Source organism: Pseudomonas sp. P1_A1 (genome assembly GCF_056406935.1).
In genome coordinates this window covers 33,586-56,156 of record NZ_JBFTZE010000010.1, presented here as the reverse complement: position 1 = coordinate 56,156, position 22,571 = coordinate 33,586, and the positions used below count along the sequence as shown (strand labels likewise).

22 protein-coding genes are annotated in these 22,571 nt (G+C 60.2%); 8 read left to right on the top strand and 14 right to left on the bottom strand.

Annotated features, from left to right (window positions below):
- The first annotated feature begins 64 nt into the window (after positions 1–64).
- From rdgC to sugE, 3 genes are all read left to right on the top strand, one after another.
- Positions 65–985 (top strand): recombination-associated protein RdgC, encoded by a 921-nt coding sequence (gene rdgC, locus AC1D2Q_RS16430; protein WP_007936132.1) that lies wholly within the window; start codon positions 65–67, stop codon positions 983–985.
- A gap of 174 nt (positions 986–1,159) precedes the next feature.
- Entirely contained in the window at positions 1,160–2,125 is a 966-nt protein-coding gene (locus AC1D2Q_RS16425) for a bile acid:sodium symporter family protein (protein WP_477813868.1), read from the top strand.
- Positions 2,126–2,244: 119 nt separating this feature from the next.
- Positions 2,245–2,559 (top strand): quaternary ammonium compound efflux SMR transporter SugE, encoded by a 315-nt coding sequence (gene sugE / locus AC1D2Q_RS16420; RefSeq protein ID WP_018925158.1) that lies wholly within the window; start codon positions 2,245–2,247, stop codon positions 2,557–2,559.
- 54 nt (positions 2,560–2,613) lie between these two features.
- Here sugE and AC1D2Q_RS16415 read toward each other — a convergent pair whose 3' ends face one another.
- The 4 genes from AC1D2Q_RS16415 to AC1D2Q_RS16400 form a co-directional block, all read right to left on the bottom strand.
- A complete protein-coding gene (locus AC1D2Q_RS16415) occupies positions 2,614–4,488 on the bottom strand; it encodes an MFS transporter (protein WP_477813867.1) in 1,875 nt (624 codons plus the stop codon).
- A gap of 114 nt (positions 4,489–4,602) precedes the next feature.
- Positions 4,603–5,754 carry a TDT family transporter gene (locus tag AC1D2Q_RS16410; protein WP_477813866.1) on the bottom strand — a complete coding sequence of 384 codons (1,152 nt, stop codon included), beginning with the start codon at positions 5,752–5,754 and terminating at the stop codon, positions 4,603–4,605.
- 106 nt (positions 5,755–5,860) lie between these two features.
- Positions 5,861–6,172 (bottom strand): cupin domain-containing protein, encoded by a 312-nt coding sequence (locus tag AC1D2Q_RS16405; protein ID WP_007936125.1) that lies wholly within the window; start codon positions 6,170–6,172, stop codon positions 5,861–5,863.
- A gap of 42 nt (positions 6,173–6,214) precedes the next feature.
- Entirely contained in the window at positions 6,215–7,408 is a 1,194-nt protein-coding gene (locus tag AC1D2Q_RS16400; protein ID WP_477813865.1) for an MFS transporter, read from the bottom strand.
- A 91-nt stretch (positions 7,409–7,499) separates the two neighbouring features.
- On the opposite strand from AC1D2Q_RS16400, the gene AC1D2Q_RS16395 reads away from it, so the two are divergent.
- Positions 7,500–8,039, top strand: a complete 540-nt coding sequence (locus AC1D2Q_RS16395) for a TetR/AcrR family transcriptional regulator (RefSeq protein WP_477813864.1) — start codon at positions 7,500–7,502, stop codon at positions 8,037–8,039.
- A 172-nt stretch (positions 8,040–8,211) separates the two neighbouring features.
- Positions 8,212–11,682, top strand: a complete 3,471-nt coding sequence (locus AC1D2Q_RS16390) for a hybrid sensor histidine kinase/response regulator (protein WP_477813863.1) — start codon at positions 8,212–8,214, stop codon at positions 11,680–11,682.
- A gap of 81 nt (positions 11,683–11,763) precedes the next feature.
- Here AC1D2Q_RS16390 and AC1D2Q_RS16385 read toward each other — a convergent pair whose 3' ends face one another.
- Together AC1D2Q_RS16385 and AC1D2Q_RS16380 are read right to left on the bottom strand one after the other, a co-directional pair.
- A complete protein-coding gene (locus AC1D2Q_RS16385; RefSeq protein WP_169342498.1) occupies positions 11,764–13,128 on the bottom strand; it encodes a DNA recombination protein RmuC in 1,365 nt (454 codons plus the stop codon).
- Positions 13,129–13,303: 175 nt separating this feature from the next.
- Positions 13,304–13,627, bottom strand: a complete 324-nt coding sequence (locus AC1D2Q_RS16380) for a sel1 repeat family protein (protein WP_477813862.1) — start codon at positions 13,625–13,627, stop codon at positions 13,304–13,306.
- Between the two features lie 992 nt (positions 13,628–14,619).
- Between AC1D2Q_RS16380 and AC1D2Q_RS16375 the strand changes: the two genes are divergently transcribed.
- The 3 genes from AC1D2Q_RS16375 to AC1D2Q_RS16365 all read left to right on the top strand — a co-directional run bounded on the left by AC1D2Q_RS16375 (position 14,620) and on the right by AC1D2Q_RS16365 (position 17,018).
- Positions 14,620–14,844 carry a hypothetical protein gene (locus tag AC1D2Q_RS16375; protein WP_007898912.1) on the top strand — a complete coding sequence of 75 codons (225 nt, stop codon included), beginning with the start codon at positions 14,620–14,622 and terminating at the stop codon, positions 14,842–14,844.
- 275 nt (positions 14,845–15,119) lie between these two features.
- Positions 15,120–15,602: a hypothetical protein gene (locus tag AC1D2Q_RS16370; RefSeq protein ID WP_007936111.1), complete on the top strand. Its 483-nt coding sequence runs from the start codon at positions 15,120–15,122 to the stop codon at positions 15,600–15,602.
- A gap of 147 nt (positions 15,603–15,749) precedes the next feature.
- Entirely contained in the window at positions 15,750–17,018 is a 1,269-nt protein-coding gene (locus AC1D2Q_RS16365) for an OmpP1/FadL family transporter (RefSeq protein ID WP_477813861.1), read from the top strand.
- 89 nt (positions 17,019–17,107) lie between these two features.
- Here AC1D2Q_RS16365 and AC1D2Q_RS16360 read toward each other — a convergent pair whose 3' ends face one another.
- From AC1D2Q_RS16360 to cobU, 8 genes are all read right to left on the bottom strand, one after another.
- Positions 17,108–17,659 (bottom strand): glutathione peroxidase, encoded by a 552-nt coding sequence (locus AC1D2Q_RS16360; protein WP_477813860.1) that lies wholly within the window; start codon positions 17,657–17,659, stop codon positions 17,108–17,110.
- A gap of 101 nt (positions 17,660–17,760) precedes the next feature.
- On the bottom strand, positions 17,761–17,883 hold the full coding sequence (locus AC1D2Q_RS16355) for a hypothetical protein (protein ID WP_007936107.1): 123 nt from the start codon (positions 17,881–17,883) through the stop codon (positions 17,761–17,763).
- On the bottom strand, positions 17,880–19,088 hold the full coding sequence (locus AC1D2Q_RS16350) for an MFS transporter (RefSeq protein ID WP_477813859.1): 1,209 nt from the start codon (positions 19,086–19,088) through the stop codon (positions 17,880–17,882). The genes AC1D2Q_RS16355 and AC1D2Q_RS16350 overlap by 4 nt, the downstream gene beginning before the upstream one ends.
- Positions 19,089–19,140: 52 nt before the next feature.
- Entirely contained in the window at positions 19,141–19,545 is a 405-nt protein-coding gene (locus AC1D2Q_RS16345) for a MarR family winged helix-turn-helix transcriptional regulator (RefSeq protein ID WP_007898923.1), read from the bottom strand.
- A 107-nt stretch (positions 19,546–19,652) separates the two neighbouring features.
- Positions 19,653–20,384, bottom strand: coding sequence for an adenosylcobinamide-GDP ribazoletransferase (locus AC1D2Q_RS16340; RefSeq protein WP_477813858.1), 732 nt, complete (start codon positions 20,382–20,384; stop codon positions 19,653–19,655).
- Between the two features lie 2 nt (positions 20,385–20,386).
- Positions 20,387–20,962, bottom strand: a complete 576-nt coding sequence (gene cobC, locus AC1D2Q_RS16335) for an alpha-ribazole phosphatase family protein (protein ID WP_477813857.1) — start codon at positions 20,960–20,962, stop codon at positions 20,387–20,389.
- Positions 20,959–22,014: a nicotinate-nucleotide--dimethylbenzimidazole phosphoribosyltransferase gene (gene cobT / locus AC1D2Q_RS16330; protein WP_477813856.1), complete on the bottom strand. Its 1,056-nt coding sequence runs from the start codon at positions 22,012–22,014 to the stop codon at positions 20,959–20,961. The genes cobC and cobT overlap by 4 nt, the downstream gene beginning before the upstream one ends.
- Positions 22,011–22,532: a bifunctional adenosylcobinamide kinase/adenosylcobinamide-phosphate guanylyltransferase gene (cobU, locus tag AC1D2Q_RS16325; RefSeq protein ID WP_111454366.1), complete on the bottom strand. Its 522-nt coding sequence runs from the start codon at positions 22,530–22,532 to the stop codon at positions 22,011–22,013. The genes cobT and cobU overlap by 4 nt, the downstream gene beginning before the upstream one ends.
- Positions 22,533–22,571: the final 39 nt, after the last annotated feature.

The following is a 22,571-nucleotide window of genomic DNA, read 5'->3' as shown; positions in this document are numbered from 1 at the left end:
GGGTTGGCCTATGACCCGGCGAAGACAATAATGCCCCCCTTTGTATAAAGGAGAGACTCACCCCATGTGGTTCAAAAACCTGCTTATCTATCGCCTGACCCAAGATCTGCCTTTTGATGCCGAGGCGTTGGAAACTGCACTGGCCACCAAACTGGCGCGTCCATGTGCAAGCCAGGAGTTGACCACCTACGGTTTCGTCGCGCCATTCGGCAAGGGCGAAGACGCACCGCTGGTACACGTCAGCGGGGACTTCCTGCTGATCGCCGCCCGTAAAGAAGAACGCATTCTGCCGGGCAGCGTCGTGCGTGACGCAGTGAAGGAAAAGGTCGAAGAGATCGAAGCCGAACAAATGCGCAAGGTCTATAAAAAGGAACGCGATCAGATCAAGGATGAAATCATCCAGGCCTTCCTGCCCCGCGCCTTTATCCGTCGCTCGTCGACCTTCGCCGCCATCGCGCCGAAACAGGGCCTGATCCTGGTTAACTCGGCCAGTCCGAAGCGTGCCGAAGACCTGCTGTCCACCCTGCGGGAAGTGATCGGCTCGCTGCCGGTACGTCCGCTGACGGTGAAGATGTCGCCGACCGCGACCATGACCGAGTGGGTTACCACCCAGAAAGCCGCAGACGATTTCTTTGTGCTGGACGAGTGCGAACTGCGCGACACCCACGAAGACGGCGGCATCGTGCGTTGCAAGCGTCAGGACCTGACCAGCGAAGAAATCCAGCTGCACCTGAGCACCGGCAAAGTGGTCACTCAACTGTCGCTGGCCTGGCAGGACAAACTGTCGTTCGTGCTCGACGACAAAATGGTGGTCAAGCGCCTGAAGTTCGAAGACCTGCTGCAAGATCAGGCGGAACAGGACGGTGGCGACGAAGCACTGGGTCAACTGGATGCCAGCTTCACCCTGATGATGCTGACCTTCGGCGACTTCCTGCCGGCACTGGTTGAAGCGTTGGGCGGTGAAGAGACCCCACAGGGTATCTGATTGCCTTAGGGCGCCGGCCTTGATCGGCGGCGCCTGGTAAGAAAAGATCGCAGCCTTCGGCAGCTCCAGAGGATCGCATTTCAAATGCAGGAGCTGCCGAAGGCTGCGATCTTTTTGCAGGCAACCCAAGTTCCAAGCCCTACCCGCTTTTAAACACATAACAAGGATCAGGCCATGCGCGCACTCGCTGCATTGAGTCGTTTTGTCGGCAACACCTTCGCTTACTGGGTACTGATTTTCGCCATCGTGGCGTTTCTGCAGCCGGCTTGGTTCATCGGTTTGAAAGGCGCCATTGTGCCGCTGCTGGGGCTGGTGATGTTCGGCATGGGCCTGACCCTCAAGCTCGAAGACTTCGCCGAAGTCGCTCGCCATCCGTGGCGCGTGGCCTTGGGCGTGGTCGCCCATTTCGTGATCATGCCCGGTATGGCGTGGTTGCTTTGCCAGGTGTTCCACCTGCCACCAGAGATCGCCGTCGGGGTGATTCTGGTCGGCTGTTGCCCGAGCGGCACCTCGTCGAACGTGATGACCTGGCTGGCTCGCGGCGACCTGGCGTTGTCGGTGGCCATTGCCGCCGTCACCACCCTCCTCGCACCATTGCTGACACCGGCGCTGATCTGGCTGCTGGCCTCGGCCTGGTTGCCGGTGTCGTTCATGGAGCTGTTCTGGTCGATCCTGCAAGTCGTGCTGTTGCCGATCGTACTTGGCGTGATTGCCCAACGCGTGCTCGGTGATCGGGTTCGTCACGCGGTAGAGGTGTTGCCGCTGGTGTCAGTGGTGAGCATCGTGATCATCGTCACGGCCGTGGTGGCTGCCAGTCAGGCGAAGATTGCCGAATCCGGGCTGCTGATCATGGCCGTGGTGATGTTGCACAACAGCTTCGGCTACGTGCTGGGTTACTTCACCGGGCGCCTGTTCAACCTGCCGCTGGCCCAGCGCAAATCCCTGGCACTGGAAGTCGGCATGCAGAACTCCGGCCTGGGTGCGGCGCTGGCCAGTGCGCACTTCTCGCCACTGGCGGCGGTGCCGAGCGCGTTGTTCAGCGTCTGGCACAACATTTCCGGGGCGCTGCTCTCCACCTATTTCCGTCGCATGAGCGAGAAAGAGGATCGGAAAATCGCTGCTCAGCAGGTGGCTGACTAAGCCGAAAACTTGATCCTCGGGTTAATGATGGGCACTCTATTGCGCAACGCGGGGACGACCTCGCGGCTCGTTCGAGTCATTAGTCCGGGGACGACCCCATCCATCGATGGAGGTCTCCAATGTCCTGGATCATTCTGTTTTTTGCCGGCCTGTTCGAAGTCGGCTGGGCCGTAGGCCTGAAATACACCGACGGCTTCAGCCGCCCTCTTCCCACCGCATTGACCGTTGCCGCCATGGCCATCAGCCTTGGCCTGCTCGGCCTTGCCATGAAGGAATTGCCGCTAGGCACGGCCTATGCGATCTGGACCGGCGTGGGTGCGGTGGGCACGGTGATTGCCGGGATCATTCTGTTTGGTGAATCCATGGCGCTGTTTCGGCTGGCCAGTGTGGCGCTGATCATTACCGGGTTGGTCGGGCTCAAGGTCAGCGCTTAAACCACTGACACGTCTTCGCGGGCAAGCCCGCGATGACGCCCGCAAAGTCACCGACTACCTGACAGTCCCCCGCAAATCCCCCACCAACACCTGCAACTTCGCCGGCTCCGCCACCTCGACCGCCACCGCCGGCCCTGCCACCAAGGTCACCCGCGACCACAACCGACGGAACATCCCCTTGTTCGGATCGCGGCTGAAGAAACTCCCCCACAACCCCTGCAACGCCAGCGGAATCACCGGCACCGGCGTTTCTTCGAGAATCCGCGTCAGCCCACCCTTGAACTCGTTGATCTCGCCATCAGCGGTCAACTTGCCTTCAGGGAAAATGCACACCAACTCGCCATCCTTCAGATACTGGGCGATCCGGGTGAAGGCCTTTTCGTAGATTTGAATGTCTTCCTGGCGCCCGGCAATCGGAATCGTGCCGGCCGTGCGGAAGATGAAATTCAGCACCGGCAGGTTGTAGATTTTGTAATACATCACAAAGCGAATCGGCCGACGCACGGCCCCACCAATCAGTAACGCATCAACGAACGACACATGGTTGCAAACCAGCAGCGCAGCGCCCTCATCGGGAATCAGCTCCAGGTTGCGATGCTCGACGCGGTACATGGAATGGCCGAGCAGCCAGATCATGAAGCGCATGCTGAATTCCGGGACGATTTTGAAGATGTACGCGTTAACGCCGATGTTCAGCAGCGACACCACCAGGAACAGCTGCGGGATCGACAGTTTGGCGATGCTCAGCAAGACGATCGACACAATCGCCGACACCACCATGAACAGGGCGTTGAGAATGTTGTTGGCGGCGATCACTCGGGCCCGTTCGTTCTCGACGGTGCGGGACTGGATCAGCGCATACAACGGCACGATGTAGAAACCGCCAAAGACTCCCAGCCCGAGGATGTCGATCAACACCAGCCAGGTGTGACCGAACCCAAGGATTTCTATCCAGCCATGGCCGGTAACGCTGTCCGGAATTCCACCGGAATGCCACCACAGCAACAGGCCAAATACCGTCAGGCCGAATGAGCCGAACGGCACCAGACCGATCTCGACTTTACGCCCGGAGAGTTTCTCGCAGAGCATCGAACCCAGTGCGATGCCGACCGAGAACACGGTAAGAATCAGCGTCACCACGGTTTCGTCGCCGTGCATCCACTCCTTGGCATACGCCGGGATTTGCGTCAGATAAATCGCCCCGACAAACCAGAACCATGAGTTGCCGACAATCGAACGCGAGACCGCAGGGGTTTGCCCCAGGCCCAGCTTCAACGTGGCCCAGGACTGACTGAAGATATTCCAGTTCAGGCGCATTTGCGGCGATGCCGCCGCGGCCCGGGGAATGTTGCGGCTGGCCAGGTAACCGAGCACCGCAATGCCGATGATTGCCGTGGACACCACCGGCGCGTAGTTGCTGGCGGACATCATGATGCCGGCGCCAATCGTCCCGGCGAGAATTGCCAGGAAGGTGCCCATTTCCACCAGGCCGTTGCCACCCACCAGCTCTTCTTCGCGCAAGGCCTGGGGCAGGATCGAGTACTTCACCGGCCCGAACAGCGCCGAGTGGGTACCCATGGCAAACAGCGCCAACAGCATCAGCGACAGGTGATCGAACATGAAACCGACCGCGCCCACCGTCATGATGACGATTTCCCCGAGCTTGATCAGACGGATCAGCGCGTCCTTGGCGAACTTCTCCCCGAACTGCCCGGCCAGCGCCGAGAACAGGAAGAACGGCAGGATAAACAGCAACGCACACAGGTTGACCCAGATCGAACGGTCACCCTCGATGGTCAGCTTGTAAAGAATGGCGAGGATCAGCGACTGCTTGAAGATGTTGTCGTTAAAGGCCCCAAGGGACTGCGTGACAAAAAAAGGCAGGAAGCGCCGAGTGCGAAGCAAGGTGAACTGCGAGGGGTGACTCATCTTCCATGTGTCCCTGATATTGGGTAGCTGATTTTGGGTAGAGAGCGGCGTGAATACTGTTATTGGAATGTCGAACGTCGATCCAGGCCACACACATTACCTAATCTTTGCCGGTTATTTCTTTAATCCTGCGATGCACGGCGAGACAAACAACTCACCCCGCCACGCGCCCTGTAGCGTGCGTTTGGCAACGATCAGCCACATCACCGCCAGCATGGCCACCAACATACAACCAAAGACACTGAAAAACGTCAGGTTCAAGATGCTGGCCAGTTTCAGCGTAGTCAGGGAATAGACACCCAGCGGGAACGTGAAACCCCACCAGCCGAGATTGAACGGGATACCGGCGCGCAAGTAACGCACGGTGATCAGCAGCGCTATCAGCATCCACCAAAGCCCGAAGCCCCACAGCGTGATCCCGGCCACCAGCCCAAGCCCCTCAGCTATTTCACCGATCCCCGGCAGACTGTTGGCGGCAAAGATCGCCGGCGCGTCGGCGCCCATCAACAACATGCCCAGCGCACCCGTGCCAATCGGCCCAAGCGCCAGCCAGCTCGAGGCGGCCATGTTTTCGTGGGGTAATTTATGCAACGCCATGCGCAGCAACAGGATAGTCAGAATGCTGAACGCCACCGGCAGGGAAAAAGCCCAGAGCACGTAGCTGGTCACCAGCACCACTAACTGCGAATGAGCATCGGCCAGGTGCGGCGCCAACAAGCCACCACTGGCAGCCGCCACTTCCGCAGCCACCACCGGCAACAGCCAGACGGCGGTCATCTGGTCGATGCTGTGTTCTTGGCGGGTGAACATCATGTAGGGAATCAGTACGCCGCAGGCCAGCGACATCGCCACGTCCAGCCACCACAGCACTTTGGCGACATGAATCACACTGTCGCCCCAGCGCGGCAAGCCGAACAACAGAAAGCCATTGATGATGGTCGCAAGGCCCATGGGAATGGTGCCAAAAAACATCGAAACCGTGGAGTGGCCGAAAATCCGCCGCGCCTCGTCGAAGAACATGACCCAACGCGCGGCATACATAGCCGTGAACAACACAAACAGGCCAATATTTAATAGCCACAAGCCTTCGGCCAATGCATGCAGACCGGGAGTCGACACCGGCAGTTGCGCAAGCGCAAGCGCCAATACACCAGTGCCCATGGTCGCCGCGAACCAGTTCGGGGTGAATTGGCGGACGGCTTCTCTTGGGTGCTGCAGATGACTGAGCGGTTTGATACCGGGTTTAACGCTACGGGTGCAGGTCATGGCGAACTCCTGTCCTCTAATGAGGTAGGCGCTCATGATAGATCCGAATAGAATATCGATATAACGGGTAATATCTCTAACTGTTATCTGATTTGCAGATATAGCATCAGACGCTGCCTTCAGTCTCGATCACCAATATCCTCGCCACGCCCTGCGGATGAGCCACATGTTCGGTGCCCACCGAGGCATAAAAAATATCGCCGACCTCCAGCAGGGTTTCCTTTTCGAGGCCTGCTTCGCGATAACGCATCTGCACCTGACCGTCGAGCACCACGAACACTTCCTGGCCATCGTTGACGTGCCATTTATACGGCTGATCGGTCCAGTGCAAACGGGTGGTGATACCGTTCATGTTGGCGATGTCCAGCGCCGCCCAGGCGCGGTCACCGGTGAAGGATTTGCTGCGGATGATCTTCATGGGTCGGTCCGTCGAAATGAATGGCGGTGCCAAGGCTAACGGTCATCTGACATCGACGCCACAGACTTTGACAGACCGCTCACGAAGCAACCCGATCAGCGCACCGAGCGACAGGATGATCAGTACCGCGCCGTAACCGTCGGTGGTCGCCACCAGCCCAAAGCTGCGGGTCAGATTACCGGCCAGCAACGACGGCAAGCAAAACGCCAGATAACTGAGCACATAAAACGCCGACATCAACCCGGCCCGCTCATGAGGCAAGGCCAGCGGCACGATGCTGCGCAAGGCGCCAAGGAAACCCGTACCGAATCCGCTGCCCGCCACCAGCGTGCCGAAGAAAAACAATGGCAGGCTGGCGCTGTGGACCGCCAGCAGAATCAGCGCAACGCCTGCGGGTAGCAAGCTCGCGCCCAGCAGCAAGACCTTGTCGGCCGGCCGATTGCGCAAGGTGTAGATCATCGAGGCACCGGTCACCGTCAACACGGCCACCGTCGCACCGCCAATCAGGTTCGACGTGGACCCGGTGGCCGTCCGCACCAGGGACGGCGCCAGGGAGGCGAAAAAGCCGCCAAGCGCCCACACCGCGAGGTCTATCGGCAGCACCCGCCACAACATTCGCCGCGCCTGAATCGGCACATGCAGGGTCGGGCGCAGCGAGGCCCAGGCACCCGGTTGTCGACTGACGCTTTCCGGCAGGCGCCAGACGTACAGCGCTTGCATCAAAAACAGCGCGAACAACACCCAATAGGTCAATTGCAGCGGCAGGGGCGCAAACTCGGCCAATAATCCGCAGCCCATGGCCCCCAGCGCCATGCCCAGCAACGGCGCAACACTGTTGACCATCGGCCCTTGCTGGCGATTGGTGTCCAGCAACGCCGCACTCAAGACGGCGGTGGCCATTCCCGTCGCAAACCCCTGAAGTACTCGCGCACCGATCAACCAGGCGACGCTGTCGGCGTTGATGAACAGCAACATCGCCAGCATATTCAGCAACACGGCGGTAAAAATCACCGGTTTGCGCCCCAGATAATCCGACAGCGAACCGACCGTGAGCAGCGCCGCCAGCAAGCTGAGGGCGTAGACACCGAAAATCAGGGTCAGGGTCGCGGCCGAGAACTGCAGGTGCTCCTGATAGAGGTGATACAACGGGGTCGGCGCGGTGGAAGCGGCGAGAAAACTGAGTAAGGTGATCGCCAGAAACCACAGGCTGGAACGATTTGTCGCTGGAAGAGACATGAGCACACTCCGCAAAAGCTAATTTTTTGCTTTTGCGGAGTCTGCTACTGGTCAGCGCTTAAAGCAAATTCTTTGTGTTAAGGTCCGCCGCATGGCTATTAAAGAAGGTTTACGCCCCGGTGGCAGAAGTGCCAGGGTTCAAGAGTCGATTCATTCGGCTGTCCGCGCGCTCCTCGAAGAGCAGGACCGCGCCTGCGTGACTGTGCCGCAGATTGCTGCACGGGCCGGAGTGACGCCGTCGACCATTTACCGGCGCTGGGGTGATTTGTCGGCACTGCTGGCCGATGTCGCCCTCGCCCGCATGCGTCCCGACAGTGAGCCGGCCAATACCGGCAGCTTGCGCGGGGACGTGCGAGCCTGGGCGGAGCAGTACCTGGATGAAATGAGTTCCGAACCCGGGCGCAACATGATGCGCGACGTGCAATCCAGCGCCACGCCGGGCTATTGCGTGACGATCATTGGCGGGCAGTTGCAGACGATTCTGGATCGCTATCCCGATCAATCACGGCCAAGTGTCGACCGGCTGATCAATATGGTGGTGGCACCAACGGTGTTTCGCATCCTGTTTGCGGCGCAGGCGCTGGAGGTTGAAGAGTTGCATCAGCTGATCGATATTGCGTTGAATCAGTAACCCCGCCTTCGCAGGCAAGCCTCGCTCCCGCAATGACGACTAGGATCTGACGGATACACAACCTGCGACACCCCGCCACGCCACGACCTTGGTCGACACTGACTAACTCAGGCGGTCATGCGAGACTGTCTGGATCGGGCGCAGTCCCGGATGTCTTTTGTCTGGAGTTACCATGTCGCTGTCCACCGGGCTGATCGCCATTGTCGCCCTGGCCTATATGGCCATCCTGTTCGCCATCGCCTTCTACGGCGACCGTCGCAGCACGCCGTTGCCGCCACGGGTGCGTGCCTGGGTGTACAGCCTGTCGCTGGCGGTTTATTGCACCAGCTGGACGTTCTTTGGCGCCGTGGGGCAGGCAGCCGAACAACTCTGGTCATTCCTGCCGATCTACCTCGGGCCGATCCTGTTGCTGGTGTGCGCGCCGTGGGTCCTGCAAAAAATGGTGATGATCAGCAAACAGGAGAACATCACCTCCATCGCCGACTTCATCGCCGCCCGCTACGGAAAATCCCAGTCCCTGGCGGTAGTCGTTGCGCTGATTTGCCTGGTCGGCGTGCTGCCCTACATCGCTTTGCAGCTCAAGGGCATCGTGCTGGGCGTGAACCTGTTGATCGGCGCCGGCGCCGACGCCATGGGCACGCGCGCGCAGGACACGGCGCTGATCGTCTCCCTGGTACTGGCGCTGTTCACCATCGTTTTCGGTACCCGCAACCTCGACGCCACGGAACACCACCGCGGCATGGTGCTGGCGATTGCCTTTGAATCGCTGGTCAAGCTGTTCGCTTTTCTCGCGGTCGGCGCGTTCGTGACCTATGGCCTGTACGACGGTTTCGACGACCTGTTCGACCAGGCCATGCTCGCCCCGCGCCTGGAAGAGTACTGGAAGGAAACCATCAACTGGCCGTCCATGGTGGTGCAGACCGGTGTGGCGATGATGGCGATCATCTGCCTGCCCCGGCAGTTCCACGTGACCGTGGTGGAAAACATCGACCCCCAGGATTTGCGCCTGGCCAAGTGGGTGTTCCCGACGTATCTGGCGCTGGCGGCGCTGTTTGTGGTGCCGATTGCACTGGCCGGTCAGATGTTGCTGCCCAGTTCGGTGCTGCCGGACTCATTCGTTATCAGCCTGCCTCTGGCCCAATCTCACCCTGCCCTGGCGATGCTGGCGTTTATCGGCGGCGCTTCGGCGGCGACCGGCATGGTGATCGTCGCCAGCGTGGCGCTGTCGACCATGCTCTCCAACGACATGCTGCTGCCATGGTTGTTGCGGCGCAACAACGCCGAACGGCCATTCGAAGTGTTCCGCCAGTGGATGCTTTCGGTGCGCCGGGTGAGCATTGTGGTCATTCTGCTGCTGGCCTACGTCAGCTATCGCCTGCTGGGCTCGACCGCGAGCCTGGCGACCATCGGCCAGATCGCCTTCGCCGCCGTGACCCAACTGGCCCCAGCCATGCTCGGCGCGCTGTACTGGAAACAGGCTAACCGCCGTGGCGTGTTCGCCGGACTGGCCACCGGGACATTCCTCTGGTTCTACACCCTGGTGTTGCCGGTTGCCGCCAACAGCCTCGGCTTGCCCTTGAGCAGTTTTCCGGGCCTGGCCTGGCTGCAAAGCAATCCGCTGAACCTGCCGATCACGCCGCTGACTCAAGGCGTGGTGTTGTCCCTGGCGGGTAACTTCACCCTGTTCGCCTGGGTCTCGGTGCTGTCACGCACGCGGGTATCGGAGCACTGGCAGGCCGGTCGTTTCATCGGCCAGGAAATCAGCCCCCGCCCCAGCGCCCGCTCGATGCTGGCGGTACAGATCGACGATTTGCTGCAACTGGCTGCCCGGTTTGTCGGCGAAGAACGGGCCCGTCAGAGCTTCATCCGTTTCGCCTACCGCCAGGGCAAAGGCTTCAACCCGAACCAGAACGCCGACGGCGAATGGATCGCCCATACCGAACGCTTGCTGGCAGGTGTACTCGGCGCCTCTTCGACTCGGGCGGTGGTAAAAGCCGCCATCGAAGGTCGGGAAATGCAACTGGAGGACGTCGTACGGATCGCCGACGAAACCTCGGAAGTGCTGCAATTCAACCGCGCCCTGCTGCAAGGCGCCATCGAGAACATCACCCAGGGCATCAGCGTGATCGACCAGTCGCTGAAACTGGTGGCCTGGAACCGGCGCTACCTGGAGCTGTTCAACTACCCCGACGGTTTGATCAGCGTCGGCCGGCCGATTGCCGACATCATTCGCTACAACGCCGAACGCGGCTTGTGTGGCCCCGGCGAAGCGGAAGTGCATGTCGCCCGCCGCTTGCACTGGATGCGTCAGGGCCGCGCCCATACCTCCGAGCGACTGTTCCCCAACGGCCGAGTGATCGAGCTGATCGGCAACCCGATGCCCGGCGGCGGTTTCGTCATGAGTTTCACCGACATTACCGCGTTCCGCGAAGCCGAGCAGGCGCTGACCGAAGCCAATGAAGGCCTTGAGCGGCGGGTCGCCGAACGGACCCACGAACTGTCGCAACTCAACCTTGCCCTGACCGAAGCCAAGGGCACCGCCGAATCGGCCAACCAGTCGAAAACCCGTTTCCTGGCCGCCGTCAGCCATGACTTGATGCAACCGCTGAACGCCGCGCGGCTGTTCTCCGCCGCCCTCTCCCATCAGGAAGAGGGTTTGTCCACCGAAGCGCAGAAGCTGGTTCATCACCTGGACAGCTCACTGCGTTCGGCCGAAGACCTGATCAGTGATCTGCTGGATATTTCCCGGCTGGAAAGCGGCAAGATCAACCCTGATCGCAAGCCCTTCGTGCTCAATGAGTTGTTTGACACACTGGGTGCCGAGTTCAAGGCACTGGCTCAGGAGCAGGGGCTGAAATTCCGCGTCCGGGGCAGCGCGCTACGGGTCGACAGCGACATCAAACTGCTGCGACGGATCTTGCAGAACTTCCTGACCAATGCCTTCCGCTACGCCAAAGGCCCCGTGCTGCTCGGCGTTCGCCGGCGCCACGGCGAGCTGTGCCTGGAGGTCTGGGACCGTGGACCGGGCATTCCGAAAGACAAACAACAGGTGATTTTCGAAGAGTTCAAACGCCTCGACAGCCACCAGACCCGGGCCGAGAAAGGCCTGGGCCTGGGACTGGCGATTGCCGATGGGTTGTGTCGCGTGCTGGGTCACACTTTGCGCGTACGCTCCTGGCCGGGGCGCGGCAGTGTATTCAGTGTCAGCGTGCCGTTGGCTCGGGCACAAGCCGCGGTGCCGGCCAAGGTTGCCGAACTCAATGGCCATTTACTCGGCGGCGCGCAGGTGCTGTGCATCGATAACGAGGACAGCATCCTGATCGGCATGAACAGCCTGCTCACGCGTTGGGGTTGCCAGGTCTGGACCGCGCGCAACCGTGATGAATGCGCGACGCTGCTCAACGACGGGATGCGCCCGCAGTTGGCGCTGGTGGATTACCACCTGGACGATGGCGAGACCGGAACCGACTTGATGGCGTGGTTGCGCACGCAATTGGGCGAGCCGGTGCCGGGGGTGGTGATCAGCGCCGATGGGCGGCCGGAGACCGTGGCCCAGGTGCACGCAGCGGGCCTGGATTACCTGGCCAAACCGGTGAAGCCGGCGGCGTTGCGGGCGTTGTTGAGTCGGCATTTGCCGTTGTAGCGTGATGATTGAAGTTTGTGTCGCCTTGAAAAGATCGCAGCCTTCGGCAGCTCCTACAGTGACCGCGTGATCTTTTGCTCTTTATTCCGGCAGCTCGGCCAAGCCATCGACATCCGTCATCGCCCGCTCCAGCAGGTCCGCCGGCAAGCTCTTGCTGGCCCGCGCGCCAAGCAATTTGAGCTGTTCGCTGCGACTGACCAGGTTGCCACGGCCCTCTGTCAGCTTATTGCGGGCAGAGCTGTAGGCCTTGTCCAGTTGCTGCAAGCGATTGCCGACCTCATCCAGATCCTGAATGAACAACACGAACTTGTCGTACAGCCACCCGGCGCGCTCGGCGATTTCCCGAGCGTTCTGGCTCTGGCGTTCCTGCTTCCACAGACTGTCGATGACCCGCAAAGTGGCCAGCAACGTGGTCGGGCTGACGATCACGATGTTGCGGTCGAAAGCCTCCTGAAACAACGTCGGCTCAGCCTGTAACGCCGCGGAAAACGCCGCTTCGATCGGGACGAAAAGCAGGACGAAATCCAGGCTGTGCAACCCGTCGAGCCGCTTGTAGTCCTTGCCGGCCAGGCCTTTGACATGATTGCGCAGGGACAGCACGTGCTGCTTGATGGCGATCTGGCCGATGCCATCGTCTTCGGCGGCCACATATTGCTGATAAGCCGTGAGGCTGACCTTGGAATCGACCACGACCTGCTTGTCGCCGGGCAGGTAAATAATCACATCCGGCTGGAATCGCTCGCCGTCCGGCCCCTTTAGATTGACCTGGGTCTGGTACTCGCGCCCCTTCTCCAGGCCCGCGTGTTCAAGCACCCGTTCAAGAATCAGTTCACCCCAATTGCCTTGGGTTTTCTGCCCTTTCAAGGCGCGGGTGAGGTTGGTGGCTTCGTCGCTCAGGCGCAGGTTCAGTTGTTGCAGACGCTCCAGTTCCTTGGCCAGGGAAAAGCGCTCGCGGGCTTCGGCCTGGTAACTTTCCTCGACGCGCTTTTCGAATGACTGGATGCGCTCCTTCAACGGATCGAGCAACTGCCCCAGACGCTGTTGACTGGTTTCGGCAAAACGCTGCTCGCGCTCGTCAAAGATCTTGCCCGCCAGCTCGGCAAACTGCGCTCGCAACTCGTCTCGCGAGCCTTGCAGGTCGTTGAGGCGCTGCTGATGGCTTTCCTGCTGTTCACGCAACTCGGCGTTGAGGGACGCGGCTTGGGCGTCCAGGCGACGCAACTCAGCTTCTTTGCCGGCACGTTCGATGTTCCAGGCGTGGGCTGCGTCGCGGGCATCGTCGCGTTCGATCTGCAGCAATTCGACTTCACGGCGCAGGGCGGCCAGATCGGCCTGTTTGGCGGCGTTGGCCTGGCTCAGGTCAGCGACTTCATCACGGCAGGTGTCGAGCTGGGCGTTCAAGCCATCCTGCGTCAGCTGGGCCATGGCCAGGCGCTCTTCCAGCAATGCCAGTTCAGCCTGCCCCGTACTCGCCCGACGCTGAAGTTGCCAGGCCAGTACCAGCAACGGCAGTGCAGCGCCCGCCAGCCCCAGCAATGCGCTGGTCAAGTCCATCGCCATAGCCACTCCTGCCGATTAGATAAAGCGTGAAGGTTAACCAAGGCGTCAGGTCTTGGACAGCTCAGTCTTCGATCAGGCCGAGTTCCTGCTGGGCGCGTCGGTCCCCGGCGCGCGCAGCCTGGCGCAACAGGTCCTGGCCAATACGACGATCCCGGGCGTTCCCGCATTCGCGGCACATCAACTGGCCGAGGCGGCTTTGCGCGGCCACTACGCCTTCACGGGCAGGTTGCTTGAGTAAACGTCCGGCGAAGTGTTTGACGTTGGGGTTTTCGCCCAGGCGCGGGCTGTCCAGTAGCCACTCGGCCACACGCATCGAAAACCGCTTGGGTGGGTTAATGCTGGAGGGTGTTGAGGCAGCAGAGACTGGTACTGAGCGAAACTTCATAAAGCACTGTGGGGCAGATCGGAAGGCGCGCCACTCTACTCTATTTTTCGCACAGGTAAAGTCGAAAAAAGCCTGCACGCCCGTCCTAGAGCAAGCGCTCGGGACAATCCACAGAAGCTGTGGATAACTCAGTGGACAACCGCCCCTGAAGTCGCGCAAAGCCGTATGGAATGGGGCTCGCAGTCAAACTGACGATTTTTTCACCAGTAAAAAAAAGCGATGTTTTTCATTGACTTAAATTTTCGTTACAGGCACCCACCCTCGATGAAGCGAGGATGACAGTGGGATGACAGTCCGCGCAACTAATGTGCACAAGTACCGGCGAGGCGGTTATATCGGTGCGCTTTTTCGGCGCGTTTTTCCGGTAACGCCAGGGGATAAACCCGGCAACCCGCGCCACAGATTGATCCTGGCTCGATCGCCCTCTCGGATCAACGGCCGTTTTTTGGGCTATTGCGGGGCACGTGTCGGCCGATGACATTTTCCGACAGCACTTGTGGATGTGGCCGGCCGGCACTCCAGTGTTTTTTTTGCGAACAGGCTTCCCTTCGGCCATTCAATCCGTTAGTATCCGCGGCGTTAGTACCAAGCTGAAAGTCAATTCTGGTCGAACAAATCCCCCCGGTCAGCCTTCCCTGAGAGAAGCCTTCACCGACAAAGCGGGATCGACCACCTCGATGGTTTCCAGGTAAATCTTGCGCCAACACAGCCTTTGAATCGAAAGCAAAGGGTGTTGCGAAGTTCACTTACTCTGACCGAACCAACCTGCAAATTGATCAGGATCTTCACCCCGGGCCCAGAACCTTTGCCCTTGATGTGTTGCCTGCCCTCCTAAGTACCTACCTGCCAGCCCAAGCGCGCCAATTTATAGCGCTTCAAACTGGCTGCTTTGTTCCAGTCGGGTTCTTCGTTCGACCAACGGTGGTCGTCGTCACTGGAACGTTTTAATTTTGCACGGTTCTTATCCGTGTCGCTTGTAGGAACACCCGATTATGTCTACTCAAATCCACACTCAGGATGCCATTCGCACCCTAACCAACGCTTTTGCTCCAATGAACTGCCTGATCATGGCCGCTCGCAAAGGCTGCTTCAGCTTTACCCTGGTCAACGAACATGGCATCGCTCGTCACAGCGAACGCCTGTACCCTGATCAATACTCCAGCGCCGAGCCGCTGCAGGCTGTGATCGAGCGTACTCGCCAGGCACTGGTTGCCTGAGACGCCAGAAAGGCTGAAAACCTCAAGAGCCCTGCTGAAAAGCGGGGCTTTTTATTGCCCGATATTTCTCTTTTAGTCCCTATTGCCTAAGCACTAACCGATATAACAGTTATAACTCGAAGCCGGAAATATTTTAAAAACAGTCCTTTACAGCAAAATAATGACACTACACTTCAACTCAAGCGGCTTGATCCGCTTCCGGCGAGCCTGATTCGATCCACAGCTGCCAAGGCCCCCTTCAGGTTTCGCCGACCACTTGATGTTTCGAGGGCGTTATGGGTATCGCTGCCAGCGAACTGTGCCGTTATGTGATCCGTCCGACATTGATCTACCTCGGACGCCATAGCGCGACTGCCGAATCCCTGCTACTGGGCATCGCCGCCAGTCAGTCAGCCCTTGGTTCAGCCCTGCATGACCGCCGTGGACACGGCTTGTACCGGATCGCCGAACCCCGCCACCAGGCCCTCTGGGATCACTACCTGGCCCTGGACCCGGAACGGGCGAGCCTGGTTCGCGGCCTGGCCAGCCAGCATGCTTTTCTCAGCGGACCGCACCTGGAATTGACCGTCAACCTTCGTTACGCCACAGCCATCGCCTGGCTGCTGGTAGAAGAACAGAACACTCCCCTCCCCGCCTCCGATGACTTGCTGGGAATGGCCCGAATCTGGCGCCAGACCTTCCAGCCCCAAGGTCGTTTGCGAGACTTCACCTACGCCTGGCAAACCTGTGTTTCATCGTTGAATCAGGTCGCCTGCTGACCCACCCCCGCTTGAGAAGATCGCGCAACATGTCGCGATTTGGTCGGATTGTCCTACAAAACCGCTCTAAATCAAGCAATACAGGCTATGGCGCCCGGACGAAAATGTTGGTAATTTTCGCCCCGGTGATCACCAGGAGTTCTAATAATGAAAAAAGTAATGCTCAAAACCACCCTTAGCCTCGCCGTTGCCTTGGCATCCACCCAGATCTTCGCCAGTGGCTTTGCCCTCAACGAACAAAGCATCAGCGGGATGGGTACAGGTTTTGCCGGGCGATCTTCCGCTRCCGACGACGCAAGCACCATTTTCGGCAACCCTGCCGGCATGTCCCGCCTCAAGCGCGAACAAGTGACCGGCGGCGTTGCGCTGCTCGACGCACACACCGACATCAGCCACGCCAGCTCCCGCCCGAACAGCGGCAGCAACGATGGCGACATGGTTCCCATGGTCGCCGTGCCGATGGGTTACTACGTCAAGCCAATCGATGACCATTGGGCATTCGGTATCGGCATGTACGCCCCGTTCGGCCTGGTGACGGACTACGAGAACGGCTTTGCCGGCCGTTACTTCGGCAGCAAGAGCGAAGTAAAAATCGTAACCCTGCAGCCAACCGTCAGCTACGCCTTCAACGACAAGGTATCGATCGGTTTCGGTCCGACCATCAACCGCATTGACGGCACCCTGGAATCGAACCTGTCGCTAAACCCTCGCGCAGCGGACGGTAACGTCAAGATCAAGGGTGACGACACCGCGCTGGGCTACAACATCGGCATCATGGTTCAAGCCCTCGAAAGCACTCGCCTCGGCCTGACTTATCACTCGAAAGTGAAGTACAAGCTCGAAGGTGACACCAAGGTCAACTACAACCTCCTGGGAGCCCTTGGTCAGAACCCGAGCCAGAAGTACGACGCGTCGCTGGACATCACCACGCCTGAGTCGGTCGACTTCTCGGTTACTCACCAGCTGGACGACAAATGGACTCTCTACGCAGGCAGCACCTGGACTCGCTGGAGCCGCCTGAAAGAAATCTCCGTTGAGAACAGTGGCGTTCCTGCCGCCCTGAACAGCCGCTTCGGTACCATCACCGAAGAACAGAACTGGCATGACACCTGGGCTCACGCCATTGGCGCTTCGTACCAGTTGAACAAACAATGGGTTCTGCGTACCGGCCTGTCCGTCGACCAGGCACCGACCAACAACGTCAACCGCTCCCCACGCATCCCGACCGGCGATCGCAAGATTTTCAGCCTGGGCGCTGGCTGGAGCCCGACCGACGATCTGACCATTGACGTGGCGTACTCGTACCTGCGTGAAGAGTCGGTCAAGATCAACAACAGCAACGGCCGCCAGAACTACAGCGCCGAGTATGAAAACTATGCGAACGGTTTCGGTGTAGGCGCGACCTACCGTTTCTGATGATTCACGGCGAGTTTGACTGCATCGCCACCTGAATTGAAAAAGCCCCGCACTCTTGTACAGAGGCGGGGCTTTTTAGTGCGCGTCGATCAGGGTTGCGAGGCCAGGGCTTTCTCCACCGCCTCGATGAACTCGGGATTGTCAGGTTTGGTCAGGCTGGAAAAATTGGCGATCACGTTGCCTTGGCGATCGACCACGTATTTGTAGAAATTCCACTTCGGCGAACTGCTTTGCTTCGCAAGAACCTTGAACAAATGCGTGGCGTCATCGCCGCGGACTTTCTGCGGCTCGGTCATGGTGAAGGTCACGCCATAATTCACGTAACAGACCTTGGCAGTCTCTGCGCCATCCTTGGCCTCTTGCCTGAAGTCATTGGACGGAACACCCACCACCTCAAGCCCTTGATCCTTGTAGCGCTGATACAGCGCCTCAAGACCTTTGAACTGCGGGGCGAAGCCACAGAAGCTTGCGGTATTGACCACCACCAGCGGCTTGCCGGCGAATCGCTGGCACAAATCAATGGATTCCTTGGCGCGCAGCTTCGGCAATGAGCCTTGCAACAGCTCCGGGCATTCCGCTGCCTGAGCCAGCCCGGAAAAAACCATCAGCAACGCAGGAACTGCAAGCCAGCGCATCGGCATGTCGGTGCATCCTTGAGCAAACGTCAGAACGCGAAACTACTCGCCTTCGCCGCTCGCTGGCAAGCAGCTCGCTAGCAAGCAGCTCCCTAGCAAGCAGCTCGCTAGCAAGCACCCATGCCCAGCTGCATCAATGCCAGCCCACCCTGATGCCAGCCCCACCAAACCAGGGCCAGCAGCAATACGCCGACGGCGATGGCTGCCATCCGCGGCCAAAGACTGTTCATGCGGCACTCACTTGGGTTTGCAGGCGCGCCACCGGCTGCTCGCGCACCGGCCAGTTCAGGGCTGCGGCCATCAGACTCAAGAGAATCGCCACCTGCCAGATCAAGTCGTAGCTCCCGGTTCGGTCATACACCACGCCACCCAACCAGCCGCCGAGGAACGAGCCCAGCTGGTGGAACAGGAAAACAATCCCACCCAGCATGGACAGATTTCGGACGCCGAACAAGGTTGCCACCGTGCCGTTGGTCAAGGGCACCGTCGACAACCAGAGAAAGCCCATCGCCATGCCGAACAAATACGCCGTGACCTGAGTGACCGGCGCCCAGAGGAACAGCGCAATCACCACCGCCCGCAACAGATACAAACCGGTCAGCAAACGCGGCTTGGACATCCGTCCACCAAGCCAGCCTGCAGTATAGGTACCGAAGATATTGAACAGCCCGATCAGCGCCAATACCGTGGTGCCGACTGAGGCTGGCAAGTGTTGATCCACCAGATACGCCGGCAGGTGCACACCGATGAACACCACTTGAAAACCGCAGACAAAAAAGCCGAACGCCAACAACCAGAACCCTGAATGGGAGCAGGCTTCGTGTAGCGCTTCAGAGAGGGTTTGCTCATGCCCGAGCACCGGCAACGGCTTGTCTTTAAGCATGCTCACCAGCGGCACGATCAGCGCCACCAGCAGACCCAGCACCAGCAATGCCGCAGACCAGCCCAGCCAGCCGATCAGCCCCAGCGTGCCGGGCAACATGGCGAATTGACCGAAGGAACCGGCAGCACTGGCGATCCCCATGCCCATGCTGCGTTTTTCCGGTGGTACGGCACGGCCGACCACGCCGAGGATCACCGAGAACGAGGTGCCGGACAGACCGATACCGATCAACAACCCGGCGCTCAAGGACAAGGTCAGCGCCGAATCGGACAACCCCATGAACACCAGACCCAGGGCGTACAGAACACCACCGATCAACACCACCTTCGCGGCGCCAAAGCGGTCGGCCAATGCGCCGGTGAATGGCTGCGCCAGGCCCCAGATCAGGTTCTGCAGGGCAATGGCGAAGGCAAACACTTCGCGGCCCCAGCCGAATTCGGCACTCATCGGCGCCAGAAACAGCCCAAAGCCGTGGCGCACCCCCAGGGACAACGCCAAAATCAGCGCACTGCCCAACAGCACCCAACCGCACGTACGCCACATCGATGTCATTGTTGTTCTCCGGTAGCGGGTATATACCCGCTTAAGATCGAAAAAACTGGCCTCACGCCAGTTCGTCCAGCAGTTTCAGCAAGGTTTCACGCTTCTCGGCACCCAGACGGTCGATCAACCGCTGTTGCGCCGCTTCCCAAGCCGGCAAGGCTGCTGCCAGACGTTCGCGCCCTGTCTCGGTGAGCAGGACGATGCGATTGCGCATGTCTTCGCCCTCGACCAGCGTCACCAGACCTTCACCTTCCAGCACCCGTAGATTGCGCCCCAGGGTGCTGCGATCCAGGCCCATGGCCTCGGCCAGTGTCGAGATGCTCGGTTGATCCAGCCGCTGCAGGTTGCACAGCAGAGAATACTGGGCAACGTTGATCCCGAAGCCGTCGAGCGCGCCGTCGTAATGCCTGCTGACGCCACGAGCGGCGCGACGCAGGTTAGTGCACAAACATTGAGAAGGAAGCATGGTGCGTGTATATACCCGCGGTTAAATGAAAGCAAATATTTCGACACATTTTACCTGTAAGAACGAGCAGTGCAGCGAACCGACTTGCCCGCCCCCCCCACAGGAATTCAGAGCAGCACCAATCCCACCAGCAACGCCACTTCCAGCAATTCCAGCAACGCCCCGGCAGTGTCGCCAGTCGTCCCGCCCAATCGCCGCATCATGACTTGCCGCAACCCGACAAACACCACAGCTGCCAGCGCAAGCGCCCACACACCGCTGAGGCCCGCGATCAACACACAGGCCACCGCACTGATCACCAACACCTGTTTCCCGGCCGAACGTGGCAGATGATCGGCCAGCGCCTGCCCCAATCCACCGGGACGCACGTAAGGTGTGGTCAGGAATAATCCCAACAGCGCGCTGCGAGCAATCAGTGGAACGATGATCAGCACTACGCTGTGCTGCTGCTCGATCAACGCCAGCAATGCGGCGAACTTGAGTAGCAACACCAGCACCAGCGTCACCACCGCGATCGGCCCACTGCGTGGGTCTTTCATGATCGTGAGAGTGCGCTCACGGTCGCCATAACCGCCGAGCCACGCATCGGCGCTATCGGCCAGGCCATCCAGGTGCAACGCCCCGCTGAGCACGACCCAAACGGTCAGCAGCAACGCCGCGTGAAGCAACGACGGCGCGCCCAGCAACAGCCCGTTCAGCGCCCACAGAATGGCACCGAACAGCACGCCGACCAGCGGATAAAACAACAATGACCGGCCCAACTCCTCGGGCGTCGGCATGCCCGGCAGACGAATCGGCAGGCTGCTCAGAAATTGCAGGGCGATCCAGAACGGCAACATGGTCAGATCGCTTCCCTTAGCAAGGCGCCGGATTCAACCGTCAACGAGAACAACGCGCCATGGCCGACCTCAACGTTGAGCAACTGCTCACGCGGCAATCCGCGCGCTTGCGCCAGCAACAATCGCATGACGCCGCCATGGCTGATCAGCAGGACCCGCTCACCCGAATAGGCCGCGTGCAACCGCTCAATGGCCGCCAACACCCGCGTCGAAAAGTCGGCAACCGGCTCACCATCAGGCGGCGTGAACGAGTAGGGATCGGCCCAGAACAAGCCCAATGCCTCGGCACTGGTTTCCATCAGCGCCCCGGCGCTCTGCCCTTCCCAGGCGCCGAAGTGCAGCTCTTGCAGATCCTTTTCCAGCTGCACCGGCAGCCCCAGCTGCACTCCAAGTTCTTCGGCAAAGCGTGCACAACGCTGCAACGGCGAGCTGACCAAGCGATCCCAAGGCCCCTGCTCGACCACCGCGGCGCGCATCTGCTCCCAGCCCTTGCCGGTCAGCGCGTCGTCGAGACTGCCGCGCAGGCCGCCACCGAGCTCGGTTTCGCCATGACGCAACAGGTCCAGGCGCAAGGTCATGCCGGGCGATCCGCCACTGCGGCTTCGGCGAATGTTGCCATCTGCCCGTGCAGGTCGCAGGCCAGGCGCAGCAATGGCACGGCCAACGCCGCACCACTGCCCTCGCCCAACCGCAGACCGAGGTCCAGCAACGGTTCAGCGTTCAGGGTTTCCAGCACATGGCGATGACCCGGCTCGGCACCACGATGACCGAACAGCAACCACTCACGACAGGCCGGATTCAGACGCACCGCCACCAGCGCGGCAACGCTGCAAATAAACCCGTCGACCAACACCGCGACACCTTCCTGAGCACAAGCCAGGTACGCGCCGACCAGCGCAGCGATTTCGAAACCGCCGAGGTTGAACAAGGTTTGCAGCGCATCGCCACGCTGAGCGCCATGCAACGCCAAGGCGCGTTCGATGACCTGGGCTTTATGGCTGACACCCGCCGCGTTCAGGCCAGTGCCCGGCCCGGCCAGGTGCACCACCGGACAATCGAGCAAGGCACAAGCCAAGGCGCTGGCCGCCGTGGTGTTGCCGATGCCCATTTCGCCACCGATGAACAACTGCGCGCCTGCTGCGATGGCGCGTTGCACACTGTCGCGACCTGCCTGCAAGGCGAGTTCGCCCTGGGCCTGAGTCATCGCCGGGCCCTGGACGAAATTCACCGTGCCCGGGCCGATGCTCAGATGCCGCACACCCGGCAGATTCAACGACGGCGTAACGGTGCCGAGGTCGACCACTTCAAGGGACGCGCCCAACTGCCGCGCCAACACGCTGATCGCCGCGCCGCCGCTGACGAAGTTGTGCAGCATCTGCCCGGTGACTTCCTGCGGAAACGCCGACACCCCTTCGGCGACCACGCCATGGTCACCGGCAAAAATCGCGATCCACAGCTGATCGAGGGTCGGCTTGACCTGCCCCTGCAACCCGGCCAGTTGCACCGCCACCGCTTCGAGCTGGCCGAGGGAACCGGCAGGCTTGGTCAGTTGCTGTTGACGCGCCTGCGCCTGTTCGACCACTTGCGCATCGATTGGCTTGCACGGGTTCAGCCACCAGGTGTGAGTCATAACGCAGTTCCTTTCAAAGTCAGGGGCAGGCCGGCGACGGTCAGGACGACACGTTGGCAGCGCTCGGCCAAGGCTTGATGCAGCCAACCGGCTTCATCGACATAGCGGCGAGTCAATTCGCCCAGCGGCACGACACCCATTCCGGTCTCGTTGCTGACAAAAATGATTTCACCCGGCAACGACGCCAGGCAGTCCAGCAGGGCTTCGCGCTCGGCCGACAGGCGCTCGGCGTCGTCGAGCATCAGCAGATTGGTCAGCCACAGCGTCAGGCAATCCACCAGCAGGCAGCGGTCGACGCCGGCGCTTTCGCGCAGTACGCGAGCCAGCTCCAGCGGTTCCTCGATCAACGCCCATTCGGCCGGACGACGGGCACGGTGATGGGCCACCCGCTCGTTCATTTCACCGTCCAGGGGTTGGCTGGTGGCGATGTAAGTGACGTGGAGCTGACTGTCAGTCGCCAGCTTTTCAGCCAGACGACTTTTGCCGGAGCGGGCGCCGCCGAGGATCAGTTGCAGCATGGTTCATTCCTTAAAGTCTTCGATGAGGCCAGTGCAGCC